General features: G+C 37.9%; 11 protein-coding genes. 6 read left to right on the top strand and 5 right to left on the bottom strand.

The window, feature by feature from the left end; genetic code table 11:
- Positions 1 to 28: 28 nt before the first annotated feature.
- Entirely contained in the window at positions 29 to 367 is a 339-nt protein-coding gene (locus tag ACLS0A_RS08875; RefSeq protein ID WP_103853283.1) for a DUF496 family protein, read from the bottom strand.
- Positions 368 to 588: 221 nt separating this feature from the next.
- On the opposite strand from ACLS0A_RS08875, the gene serC reads away from it, so the two are divergent.
- The 3 genes from serC (at position 589) to aroA (ending at position 4,160) form a co-directional block, all read left to right on the top strand.
- Positions 589 to 1,671: a 3-phosphoserine/phosphohydroxythreonine transaminase gene (gene serC / locus ACLS0A_RS08870; protein WP_416083113.1), complete on the top strand. Its 1,083-nt coding sequence runs from the start codon at positions 589 to 591 to the stop codon at positions 1,669 to 1,671.
- Between the two features lie 84 nt (positions 1,672 to 1,755).
- A complete protein-coding gene (gene hisC / locus ACLS0A_RS08865) occupies positions 1,756 to 2,865 on the top strand; it encodes a histidinol-phosphate transaminase (protein ID WP_416083114.1) in 1,110 nt (369 codons plus the stop codon).
- Positions 2,865 to 4,160, top strand: a complete 1,296-nt coding sequence (gene aroA, locus ACLS0A_RS08860) for a 3-phosphoshikimate 1-carboxyvinyltransferase (RefSeq protein WP_416083115.1) — start codon at positions 2,865 to 2,867, stop codon at positions 4,158 to 4,160. The genes hisC and aroA overlap by 1 nt, the downstream gene beginning before the upstream one ends.
- A 49-nt stretch (positions 4,161 to 4,209) precedes the next feature.
- On the opposite strand, the gene ACLS0A_RS08855 is transcribed toward aroA, so the two are convergent.
- The 4 genes from ACLS0A_RS08855 to ACLS0A_RS08840 are packed head-to-tail and all read right to left on the bottom strand — an operon-like array spanning position 4,210 to position 8,452.
- Entirely contained in the window at positions 4,210 to 5,151 is a 942-nt protein-coding gene (locus ACLS0A_RS08855; protein ID WP_416083116.1) for a hypothetical protein, read from the bottom strand.
- 10 nt (positions 5,152 to 5,161) lie between these two features.
- Positions 5,162 to 6,565 carry a glucuronate isomerase gene (gene uxaC, locus ACLS0A_RS08850; RefSeq protein WP_416083117.1) on the bottom strand — a complete coding sequence of 468 codons (1,404 nt, stop codon included), beginning with the start codon at positions 6,563 to 6,565 and terminating at the stop codon, positions 5,162 to 5,164.
- Between the two features lies 1 nt (position 6,566).
- A complete protein-coding gene (locus ACLS0A_RS08845; protein ID WP_416083118.1) occupies positions 6,567 to 7,412 on the bottom strand; it encodes an SDR family oxidoreductase in 846 nt (281 codons plus the stop codon).
- A gap of 56 nt (positions 7,413 to 7,468) precedes the next feature.
- The gene (locus ACLS0A_RS08840) at positions 7,469 to 8,452 is read right to left on the bottom strand and encodes a TRAP transporter substrate-binding protein (protein WP_416083119.1); all 984 of its coding nucleotides are present in this window, start codon (positions 8,450 to 8,452) and stop codon (positions 7,469 to 7,471) included.
- A gap of 237 nt (positions 8,453 to 8,689) precedes the next feature.
- Here ACLS0A_RS08840 and ACLS0A_RS08835 point away from each other — a divergent pair, with 237 nt between their 5' ends.
- The 3 genes from ACLS0A_RS08835 to ACLS0A_RS08825 are packed head-to-tail and all read left to right on the top strand — an operon-like array spanning position 8,690 to position 12,888.
- The gene (locus ACLS0A_RS08835) at positions 8,690 to 9,181 is read left to right on the top strand and encodes a TRAP transporter small permease (protein ID WP_416083120.1); all 492 of its coding nucleotides are present in this window, start codon (positions 8,690 to 8,692) and stop codon (positions 9,179 to 9,181) included.
- A 10-nt stretch (positions 9,182 to 9,191) separates the two neighbouring features.
- Entirely contained in the window at positions 9,192 to 10,493 is a 1,302-nt protein-coding gene (locus ACLS0A_RS08830) for a TRAP transporter large permease (protein WP_416083121.1), read from the top strand.
- Between the two features lie 13 nt (positions 10,494 to 10,506).
- Positions 10,507 to 12,888 (top strand): TIM-barrel domain-containing protein, encoded by a 2,382-nt coding sequence (locus ACLS0A_RS08825; RefSeq protein ID WP_416083122.1) that lies wholly within the window; start codon positions 10,507 to 10,509, stop codon positions 12,886 to 12,888.
- Positions 12,889 to 12,896: the final 8 nt, after the last annotated feature.

Genomic DNA, 12,896 nt, shown 5'->3' with positions numbered 1-12,896 from the left:
TTTATCATTCCCTTTTTGTTCAATATGGTTATTTTTTCGCGCGTTGTTCAGCGTGCGCTTTTTTCTGCTCTTTCATTTTCGCGCTGATTTCACGGCGTTGGGTGGCGAGTTCAGCGTTGCGGATACGATATTCGTCCACGCGCGTATCATAATCATCACGCATATTTTCGATAATTACGCGAATGTCTTCCACGCTCATATCATCGCGGATATATTGGTTTAAATTGTCTAATAAAAGTACACGTTTTTGGTTGTCACGGATTTTGCGGTTATTGTCATCAATATCACGCAATAGTTTATTTTTTAAACGATACATACGCACATACTCCAAGACATCTTGGAAAGATTGTTTATTCACAGTTTCCATAATTTCACTCTCTAGTGGGATTAATATAAATTCAGTGGGCGAAAACGCCATTGCGTGGGTTAATGTAGTCTTTTTTGCTTTTTTCGTCAAAGTATTCCGCCATTTTTTGTGGGGAAAATCAAAAATTTTTCTGAATTAAATAAAAGCGGTTGATCCGCCTCCCTTGAGGTGATAAAACTAACAAATTCTTTTTACACAACCATCATAATTAGGAACGAAAAATGACACAGGTATTTAATTTTAGCGCTGGGCCTGCAATGATGCCGCACGAAGTGCTAGAACAAGCGCAAGCAGAATTATTAAACTGGCAAGGTCAGCACACTTCAGTAATGGAAGTGAGCCACCGCGGTAAGCTGTTTATGGAACTGATTACCCAAGCAGAAAAAGATTTTCGCACGCTTTATCATATTCCTGATAATTACAAAATTCTCTTTTTACAAGGTGGAGCGCGCGGACAATTTGCCTCGGTGCCGATGAATTTAATTGGCGAAAAAGGCAAGGCGTTATATTTAACCAGTGGTCATTGGTCGGCAACAGCAGCCAAAGAAGCCCGTTTATTCTGTGAAGTCGATGAGATCAATATTTTATCCGAAGGTGCCGAATTAAAAGTGGATCGCCTTGATTTCAGCGATATTGCCGATCAGTATGATTATGTGCATTATTGCCCGAATGAAACCATCAGTGGCGTGGAAATTTTTGATGTGCCAAAGGTGGGCAATGCGGTATTAGTGGCGGATATGTCTTCCAATATTCTTTCGCGCGAAGTGGATATTAACCAGTTTGGCATTATTTATGCGGGTGCGCAGAAAAATCTTGGCCCAGCAGGCATCACCATTGTGATCGTGCGTGAAGATTTAATCGGCAAAGCACGCAAAGCCACGCCATCTATTTGGAATTATGAAGTGCAAGCCAATAGCGATTCGATGATCAACACGCCACCAACCTTTGCGTGGTATTTGTGTTCTTTGGTGTTCAAATATTTGCTGGAACGCGGTGGCGTAAAAGCGGCGGAAAAACGCAATCAAGAAAAAGCACAGCTGCTTTATGATTATTTAGATCAAAGCGATTTCTATCATAATTCTGTGGCAAAAAACAACCGCTCTTTAATGAACGTTACCTTTAGCACAGGCAATGATGAATTGAATATGAAATTTGTTGGCGAAGCCGCAGAAGCAGGTTTGCAAGCCTTAAAAGGCCATAAAGTGATTGGCGGAATGCGTGCGTCTATTTATAACGCAATGCCGATTGAAGGGGTAAAAGCCTTAATTGCGTTTATGGAAAAGTTTGCTGCCGAAAATCGTTAATTTTATTTTCAAAATCAAAGGCTTGTTGATTCTAGGCAAGCCTTTGTTATTCGCTGTATCAACAATTAAAAACAAGGAACAACAATGCAATTTATTGATGTTGCAAATGAAGGGGTGAAATCTCTCTCCCCTTATCAAGCTGGCAAACCCATTGAAGAATTAGAACGTGAGCTTGGCGTGCAAAATATTGTGAAATTAGCCTCTAACGAAAACCCTTTTGGATTTCCACAAAGTGCAATTGATGCCATTCAAGCTCAGCTGCCACACCTTACACGTTATCCAGATGCAAATGGTTTTGAGTTAAAAGCCGTCATCGCCGAGAAATTTGGCGTGAAACCTGAGCAAATCACCCTTGGCAATGGCTCAAACGATTTATTGGAATTATTCGCCCACACTTTCGCCAGCGAAAAAGATGAAATTATTTATTCGCAATATGCCTTCATTGTCTATCCCTTAGTCACGAAAGCCATTAATGCAGTAGCAAGAGAAATTCCTGCTAAAAACTGGGGACACGATTTAGACGGCTTTTTGCAAGCGATCAATGACAAAACCAAGCTCATTTTTATTGCGAACCCGAATAATCCAACGGGAAATTTCCTTTCCCAGCAAGAAATTGAACAATTTTTAGCGCAAGTGCCAGCCCATATCATTGTGGTGCTTGATGAAGCCTATACAGAATTTACTCGTCCCGAAGAACGAATTGATTCTTTTGCCCTTGCGAAAAAATATCCGAATCTAATTATTTCTCGCTCCCTTTCCAAAGCTTACGGATTGGCGGGATTACGCATTGGCTATGCAGTGTCTAACCCTGAAATTGCAGATTTATTAAACCGTGTGCGTCAGCCGTTTAACTGTAACGTACTCGCCCTTTCCGCGGCGGCTGCAGTGCTGAAAGACGATGCTTTTGTCGAAAAAGTGGCCGAAAACAACCGCACTGAAATGCAACGCTATGAACAATTTTGCCAGCAACATCAGCTGGAATATATTCCGTCCAAAGGCAATTTCATCACCATTGATTTTAAACGCCCCGCACAGCCTATTTATGAGGGGCTATTGCGTGAAGGCGTGATCGTCCGCCCGATTGCGGGGTATGGAATGCCAAATCACCTGCGTGTTAGCATTGGCTTACCTGAAGAAAATGACAAATTTTTCACCGAACTTTTAAATGTCTTAAAGCAAGGAGTGGGGGAATAATGGAAAAATTAACGCTACAACCCATTTCTTTTGTGGAGGGCGAAATTAATCTTCCTGGCTCAAAAAGTTTGTCCAACCGTGCTTTGCTTCTCGCCGCTTTAGCGAAAGGCACAACACGCGTGAAAAACTTGCTCGACAGCGATGACATTCGCCATATGCTCAACGCCTTACAAGCCTTAGGCGTAAAGTATCAGCTTTCACAAGATAAGCGTGAATGCAAAATTGAAGGCGTGGGCGGGGCATTTCAATGGCAAGGCGGTTTATCCCTTTATCTTGGCAACGCGGGAACGGCGATGCGACCTTTGAGTGCCGCATTATGCTTAAAAGGGGAAGTGCCTGCGGAAATCATTTTAACGGGTGAACCGCGAATGAAAGAGCGTCCAATTAAGCATTTGGTGGACGCATTACGCCAAGTTGGCGCGAATATTAGCTATTTAGAAAATGAAGGCTACCCGCCCATTGCCATTCAAAATAGCGGTTTAAAAGGCGGAAAAGTGCAAATTGACGGATCAATTTCTTCGCAATTTTTGACCGCACTTTTAATGGCCGCACCGCTTGCGGAAGGGGATATGGAAATTGAGATCATCGGCGATCTGGTTTCCAAACCTTACATTGACATCACCCTTGCAATGATGAAAGATTTTGGCGTTACCGTGCGTAATGATGGCTACCGCACGTTCTTTGTACAAGGCAACCAAAGTTACATTTCACCAAAACGCTATTTAGTGGAGGGCGATGCCTCTTCCGCTTCTTATTTCCTTGCTGCAGGCGCCATTAAAGGAAAAGTGAAAGTTACCGGCATCGGCAAAAATTCCATTCAAGGGGATCGTTTATTTGCCGATGTACTAGAAAAAATGGGTGCGAAAATCACTTGGGGAGAAGATTTCATTCAAGCAGAAAAAGGCAATCTCAAAGGCATTGATATGGATATGAACCATATTCCCGATGCCGCAATGACCATTGCCACCACCGCGCTTTTTGCCGATGGGGAAACCGTGATCCGCAATATTTATAACTGGCGCGTAAAAGAAACCGACCGCCTTAGCGCAATGGCCACCGAGCTACGCAAAATCGGCGCAGAAGTGGAAGAAGGCGAAGATTACATTCGTATTCAACCGCTACCGTTAGATCAATTCCAACCAGCGGAAATCGAAACCTATAACGATCACCGAATGGCAATGTGCTTCGCCCTTGTGGCACTTGCCAACACCCCGATAACCATTCTCGATCCTAAATGCACCGCGAAAACTTTCCCAACATTTTTTGCGGAGTTTAGTAATATCTCGCATTATTAGAGCTAAAAAAATTGCGCCCTTAGCCAAGAGGGCGCAGTTCATTGACAAATTATTTTTTAGCCTGATAAATCAATACCGCTCTGTCATCAAAGCTATAATTCCCTTTTGCTACACCTTTGGTAGAGGGATGTTTAATTCTCAGTCTATCGGTTTCTAATACGTGGTTTAATGCCGTTTCATAAGCTTGAATAGTAGCTTCTTTTGGATAGGTTTCATAGCCATCAGAACTTAACTCAATGATTTTTGGTAACTGCTCAAACTTCCAAACACGTAATTCAGTAGAGGGAATATCAAAACCATCTATTGCCCAAAATTGGAAAGCTTTTGGTGCATTAGGATTATTTTGAAATTCAGCTTGGCGTTTAAGTAAAGGAAGAATATAAAAACGACCTAAATCATTCTCTGCAACTTGTTGATCTGTTAATCCTAAGGCTTCGATCACTTTTACTCGTAACGCACTATTTAAGGTATCCACTAACTTTTCTTCATCATTATAGGCGACACCATCAATTCGTGCTTTTGAATCACCGATAGCCACAAGTTCATTATTATCAAAGTTATACCAAATTAATGTCGCTGTTGGACGAAAAAGAGGATTTTTTTCAAAATCAATGTCTTTGTTTTCGGTATAAAACTTTTGATATTCATCATTGATCCGTTTTAGCACTTCTTCTTTCGAGGTATTAGGGGGTAAAGATTGGAAGACAGATTGAATAATATCACGGCTAATACGTCCCCCTTTTTTTCCATCATATTTTTTCCCTGATTTATCTGTTGCACCGTCAAAAACAGCAAGATAATGATCATTAAAAAATAATCCGTCTTCACATTGTGCATTATTTTTTTCGCCTTCTCCTATTTTAGATTGAATAAAGTAATCAACACTGCCGTGAGATAGGGTGTGATGTTGTGTTTTATCATAAACTAAATCATCGGTAGCAAAAACTTGTGCTGACCATAAGCTGAATAAACATAAAGCAAATTTTTTCATTTATTGCTCCTTATTTAAAATAATTTTTTGCGTTATTAAAACAAATGTTTTGTACCATTTGTCCTAATAGCACCATATCATTCGGTGCTTCTCCGTTTTCAACCCACTTACCAATCATTTCGCACAAAATACGGCGGAAATATTCGTGGCGAGTGAAAGATAAAAAGCTGCGAGAATCAGTTAGCATACCGATAAACTGGCTAAGCAGACCAAGTTGAGAAAGCTGCTGTAATTGGCGTTCCATTCCATCTTTTTGGTCATTAAACCACCAACCTGAACCAAATTGAATTTTGCCAGCAATTCCACCAGTTTGGAAATTTCCAATCATACTTGCAATCATTTCATTATCTCGTGGATTTAAGCAATAGAGTACTGTCTTAGGTAGATGATCTGTTTGATCCATTAAATCCAATAATTTAGCTAATGGTTCTGCATAGGTACGATCCCCGATAGAATCAAAACCACTATCTGCTCCTAATAATCGAAACATTCGAGTATTGTTATTGCGTAAAGCACCAATGTGCATTTGCATTACCCATTGACGTTTAGCATATTGGCTGGCAAGCCACACTAGAAGAGCGGTACTAAATTGAGCAATTTTTTCTTCGTCTAATGTTTTACCTTGTAAACGTTGTTGTAAAATTTGATCTAAAACTCGCTCTTCAGGAATTGGGGCGAAACGAACAATTTCCATTCCGTGATCTGCAGACTTACAGCCATAGCGATCAAAATGCTCAAGCCGTTTTAATAAGGCTTGTTTTAATGTATCAAAGGAACAGATCTCAATATCGCTTGCTTCAGAAAGTTGAATAATGTATTCAGAAAATCCATCAAGCTCAATTTTGAATGCTTTATCTGGACGCCAACTTGGTACAACATCAATATTAAAGCTAGGATCATTAGCAATTTGTTGATGATATTCAAGACTATCAATAGGATCATCGGTTGTTCCCGATAAGCGAACATTCATCTGCTGCATAATGCCACGTGCAGAAAAATCGGGCTGCTGCAGCATTTCATTACATTGATGCCAAATTGTTTCTGCCGATTTTGGATTAAATAGAGTATTTGTTATGCCAAAAGGTCGGCGCAATTCTAAATGTGTCCAATGGTAAATAGGATTACCAATACAGAGTGGCACAGTTTTCGCCCAAGCTAAATATTTTTGGTAATTATCTGCTGTTCCCGTAATAAGATTTTCATCAATTCCCGCCGTTCGCATTGCTCGCCATTTATAATGATCGCCTTCTAACCAAATTTCAGTGAGATCTTTAAATTGACGGTTTTCCGCAATATCTTTAGGACTTAAATGACAGTGATAGTCGAAAATAGGTTGCGGTTCAGCATATTGATGATAAAGCTGTTTTGCTGTATCTGTTGAGAGTAAAAAATCTTCATCCATAAATGCTTTCATTTTACACCCCACTATAAGCAGAGAATCCACCGTCCACAGGTAAAACTACACCATTAACAAAACTAGAGTATTCACTGTCAATTAAAAATAGCAATGCACCTAATAATTCTTCTGGTTCACCAAATCTTCCCATTGGCGTATTGGTCAAAATTTTATTTGCTCTCGCAGTAGGCTGACCATTTTCATCAAATAATAATGTTCGGTTTTGATTACTTACCAAAAATCCTGGTGCAATTGCATTGCAGCGAATACCTACTTTAGAAAAATACACTGCAAGCCATTGCGTAAAATTACTAATCGCCGCTTTTGCACCAGAGTATGCAGGGATTTTTGTTAAAGGCGTGAAAGCATTCATACTTGAAATATTTACGATATTTGCCCCTTGTTTTCCCATCATATCTTTAGCAAATACTTGCGTTGGCAAAAGCGTACCTAAGTAATTCAAATTGAAAACAAATTCAATACCAGATTTATCTAATTCAAAGAAACTTTTGGTGTTATCAGGTAAATCAAATTGATGGAATTCATTATCGGTTGTCGCCTTTGGATTATTGCCGCCTGCGCCATTTATTAAAATATCGCAAGTGCCAAAGTCTTGTTCAATCGCATTGCGGGTTTGTTGAAGGCTATTTAGCTCTAATACATTAGTTTGATAGGCTTTTGCAATTCCGCCTTCTTGTTCAATTTCTTGAGCTACCTGACTAGCCGCATCAAAATTAATATCTAACAATGCGATTTTAGCTTGGGTTTTGGCTAAAGCTTTAGCTAAAAAAGCACACAACACTCCGCCCGCACCAGTAATAACAATAGTCTTATTTTTAAAATTGTGTTTTTTTGCAATAGTCATTGTAATTTCTCCAATGTCATAAAAAGTGCGGTAAAAAATACCGCACTTTTAAATTATTATTCACTTAACGCTTCAATACGTTCAATATAAGGTTTCAATGTGGTATTTTGTTTTGCTGTATCGTGCATTGATTTTACCGCTTGTACGAAAGGTGCCTTATCGACTTGTACAAATTCAACATTAAGTTGTTTTTGAGCTTTGTCTTTTTCCTCAGCAATCATTTTTGTCCAAAGATCTTTATGGAATAACATTGAATTATCTGCAGCTTGTTTTAAGATTTTTTGTTGTTCTGGCGTTAATTTTTGCCAAGATTTTGTACTGATCAACAATACGTCTGGAATCATTGTATGTTCATCTTCACTAAAGAACTTCGCAACTTCACCGTGTCGAGCTAGCGTTAAAGCTGTTTCATTGTTTTCTGCACCATCAACAACCTTTTGTTGTAATGCGGTATAGAGTTCACCGTAAGCAAGAGGTGTTGGAGAAGCACCCATTAATTTGATCATTTCAACTGCAGTTGGGCTTGGTTGCACACGAATTTTCATTCCTTTTAAATCTTCAGGAGATTTAATCGGTTTATTGGCATAAAAACTTCTTGCTCCACCATCATAATAAGTTAAACCAATAAAGCCTTTATCTTGTGAATTTTGTAAAATCTTTTGCCCCACATCATTGTCTGCCAAAACGCGATAATAATGATCACGATCTTTAAATAAGTAAGGTAAGTTAAACGCACCATAGGTTGCCTCAAACGCTTCCATTTCGCTGGCATTTGATTTTGCCATATCCAATGAACCCGCTTGTAATAATTCCATTGATTCACGTTGAGAACCAAGTTGGCTGTTTGGATAGATGCGGATCACCACTTCTCCATTAGTCAGCTGTTTGACTTCATCCGCCATATGTTGCATTGAAATATGTACAGGGTGAGTTTTATCATTGTTATGACTGATTTTTAATGTTGTTTTAGCTTGAGAAGATAATGCAATTCCCATTGATAATATTGTGATTAACGCACTAGAAAGGATCGTTCTTTTCATAAAATTCTCCATTTGGTTAGATCAATTCATCAATGAAAGCGGTAAAACTTATTCACTTTCACATTGGCTACAAACAATATTTGCATATTGCAAGTGAGCTTAACTATAACTTTCTTTTTAAAGAGTTCAATCCAATTTTTTAAAATTGGTGAGCCAGATCACAAAATTAACTATTTTTTATTGATTTTTTACCGATAAAAAGCAAAATTGGTTCACCAATAAAAATGGAGAACAAAAATGGAAAAATTCACCAATCTAGTAAATAAGGTGCTAGCAGCTATGTGTGTAGCACTTTGTTCCATACTTGTCTGTTGCGTGGTTTGGCAAGTTTTCTCACGCTATATATTGAATACGCCAAGCACCTATACCGATGAAATGGCTCGCTTTCTTTTCATCTGGGTTGGATTAATTGGGGCTGCTTACGCTTTAGGGCAGAAAAAGCATTTAGCAATTGATTTGTTAGCCACAAAGCTTGAAAACTCCCCAGCAAAACTTCTACAACTGACATTGATTATTAATTTAGTCAGTATATTTTTCGTGCTATCTATAATGTGCTATGGGGGAATAAATTTAGTACAAGATACGATTGCAAATGGTCAGATTTCTCCAGTCTTAGGGGTTCAGATGGGGCTCGTTTATTTAGCTATTCCAATCAGTGGTTTTTTTATGCTGTTTTATTTATGCCAAGATTTAATAAGTCATTTAAAAAAGTTAAAACGAATTAAATAGGAGATAAATTATGGAATGGTCTACGATTATCGTATTAAGCACAAGTTTCTTTCTTCTTTTGTTTATTGGTGTACCAATTTCATTTTCGATTGGTATTGCATCGTTATTGACAATAATGCTTTCACTGCCATTTGATTCGGCAATTGCTGTTATTTCACAGAAGATGGCCTCTGGATTAGATAGTTTTTCTTTACTCGCTATTCCTTTCTTTATTCTTGCTGGAAATATTATGAATCGAGGCGGAATTGCATTGCGTTTAATCGAATTTGCAAAAGTTATTGGCGGAAGATTACCCGGTTCGCTGGCTCACGTTAATGTACTAGCTAATATGATGTTTGGGTCTATTTCTGGCTCAGCAGTAGCATCAGGAGCTGCTATGGGGGGGATAATGGCACCATTGCAGAAAAAAGAAGGTTATGACCCAGCATTTTCTGCAGCTGTAAATATTGCATCTTGTCCGACAGGGTTATTAATTCCACCAAGCAATACGTTTATTGTGTATTCATTAATTTCTGGCGGAACATCAATTGGTGCATTATTTCTAGCAGGATATATTCCGGGTATCCTAATGGGATTGTCTATTATGCTAATTATTGGTTTTATTGCTAAAAGACGTCATTATCCTGTATCACCAAAACCAACAATGAACGAAGCAGTGAAAAAGACACTAGATGCGCTACCAAGTCTAGGATTAATTATCGTCATTATGGGAGGAATTATTGGCGGAATTTTTACTGCGACAGAAGCTTCCGCATTTGCCGTTGTTTATACATTAATTCTAGCTATGGTAATTTATCGTGAAGTGAAGTTAAAAGAGCTTCCTAAGATTATCCTTGATTCTGTAATTACTACTTCTATTGTATTGCTACTGATTGGTACATCAATGGGAATGTCTTGGGCAATGGCAAATGCAGATATTCCTTATACGATTAGTGATGCCTTACTTGCTGTTTCTGAGAATCCTATTGTTATTTTATTAATCATCAATCTGATTTTACTTGTTGTAGGTGTATTTATGGATATGACACCTGCCTTATTAATATTTACACCCATTTTCCTACCAATAGTAACTGAGCTCGGAATGGATCCTGTTCATTTTGGTATTGTAATGGCATTTAACTTATCGATCGGTATTTGTACGCCACCAGTTGGTAGTGCATTATTTATAGGTTGTTCCGTTGGTGGAATAAAAATTAATCAAGTCATTAAACCTTTATTGCCTTTCTACTGTGCATTAATTTTCGCTTTATTATTGGTGACTTATATTCCAGATATTAGCTTATTTTTACCTAGAGTTTTATTAGGCTATTAATTTAGGAGGGAGTATGAAAACATTAAAGAATTGGAAAATCATCAACCAAGAAAGTAATCGTATTGACTTAGAATGTGAATATGGAATTAAACTTCATTTATTTATTCTTGAACAAGATATATTTCGTGTTGCATTCTCTTATAACAACAATTTTCGCTTACCTGATACTTGGGCAATTACACCAAATCAAAATGATATTGATTGGAAAGGCCGAAATAAATGGAGAACTGATGGCTTCACTCTTCCTGAATATTGCATACTAGATAAGTTTCAACAATTAGAGATCTATACAGAAAAATTAAAAGTTATTATTCATCAGCCATTGTGGTTAGAATGGCAGCAATATACAGAACAAGGTTGGCAAACAATAGCTCAGGATAGAAAGAGCGGTGCTTATTTAATGGGAATTTCTTTACCAAGTAGTTCGCACTTTATGCAACGTTCTCCAGATGAACATTACTATGGATTAGGTGAGAAAGCGGGAAATTTAAATCGTTATGGAAGGCGTTTTGAAATGCGTAATTTAGATGCGATGGGATATAATGCTGAGAACACTGATCCATTATATAAGCATATTCCCTTTTACATTACGTATACACCACAAGCAAGTTATGGGCTCTATTATGATAATTTAGCGCATTGTTGGTTTGATTTAGGTAATGAACTAGATAATTATCACTCCGCATACCGCTTTTATCGAGCTGACGATGGTGATCTAGATTACTATTTTATCCTTGGGCCTAAAATTGTTGATGTGACTAAGAAATATTGCCAGTTAACTGGTGGTACTATTTTTAGTCCTAAATGGAGCTTGGGATATAGTGGTTCAACGATGCATTATACTGATGCACCTGATGCTCAGGAGCAGTTGAAAAACTTCGTAGATTTATGCCGCACTTATAATATTCCTTGTGATTCGTTCCAATTATCTTCAGGTTATACTTCTATCAATAATAAACGCTATGTGTTTAATTGGAATCACGATAAATTCCCAAATCCTAAAGCAATGACAGCTTATTTTCAACAAGCTGGTATGCAACTTGCAGCGAATATTAAACCTTGCTTATTGCAAGATCATCCAAGATATGAAGAGGTTGCTGAAGCCGGATTATTTATTAAAGATTCTTTGTCAGAACAGCCTGAGCGCTCAATGTTTTGGGATGATGAAGGTTCTCATTTGGATTTTACCAATCCAGATACAATTAATTGGTGGAAAAATAATGTAACAACCCAATTACTTGGCTATGGGATTGCTTCGACTTGGAATGATAATAACGAATTTGAAATCTGGGATAATCAGGCTCGTTGTTGTTATTTTGGTGATGAGAAACCAATTAAATTACTTCGCCCATTAATGCCTTTATTGATGATGAAAGCCTCTTATGAAGCACAATTAGCCCATCAGCCTGAAATAAGACCTTATTTAATTTCTCGCTCGGGATCAGCTGGAATGAATCGCTATGTTCAAACTTGGAGTGGTGATAATCGCACAAGCTGGCATACGCTCAAATACAATATCAAAATGGGATTAGGAATGAGCCTTTCAGCACTTTACAATGTAGGGCATGATGTGGGGGGCTTTTCTGGTGACAAACCAGATCCTGAACTTTTTGTTCGCTGGGTGCAAAATGGCGTAATGCACCCTAGATTTACCATTCATTCTTGGAACGATGATCATACTGTAAATGAGCCTTGGATGTATCCAGAAGTCACCAATATTATTCGTGCAGCAATTCATTTACGTTATCAATTAATGCCTTATTTATATAATTTATTATGGAAAGCGCATAAATATCACGAACCGATGCTACGCCCAACATTTTTAGATCATGAAAATGACCCAAATACATTTGTTGAAAATGATGATTATTTATTAGGAGATTCGCTCTTAGTTGCCTCTGTAGTAGAACCAAATCAAAGACAACGAAGTGTTTATTTACCAAACAATCAAGTTGGTTGGTATGATTTTGATACACATCAATGGTATAGCGGTGGGCAAGAGATTACCGTGGCAGCCCCTTTAGAACGTATCCCACTTTTTGTTAAAGCGGGCTCAATTCTTCCTATGAATCTAAGAAGTGGTGTTAATGTACAGCAAGATACTCACAGAGAGTTGTTAATTATGCCATTTATTGACGAAGGAGAAACAAATATTGAGATTTTTGATGATGATGGAAAAACATTTAATTATTTAAAAGATGATTATCTTTTATTAAATATTGACTTAGTCTGTGATAGTCATTCCATTAATTTAACAATTCATCGAACAGGTTCTTTTAGTCCACAATATAACGTGTTACATTTGCGCACGCCAAAAAATGAACAACGAGAGATTTATGTCAATGGACAGCTTTTGGCGCCAAATTGTTCCATTCCTTTATCTAAAATAAATTAGGAAAGCTA

It is taken from the genome of Avibacterium volantium (assembly GCF_049366555.1).
In the GTDB taxonomy this organism is placed as follows: domain Bacteria; phylum Pseudomonadota; class Gammaproteobacteria; order Enterobacterales; family Pasteurellaceae; genus Avibacterium; species Avibacterium volantium_A.
This window is presented reverse-complemented; position numbering and strand designations above follow the sequence as displayed.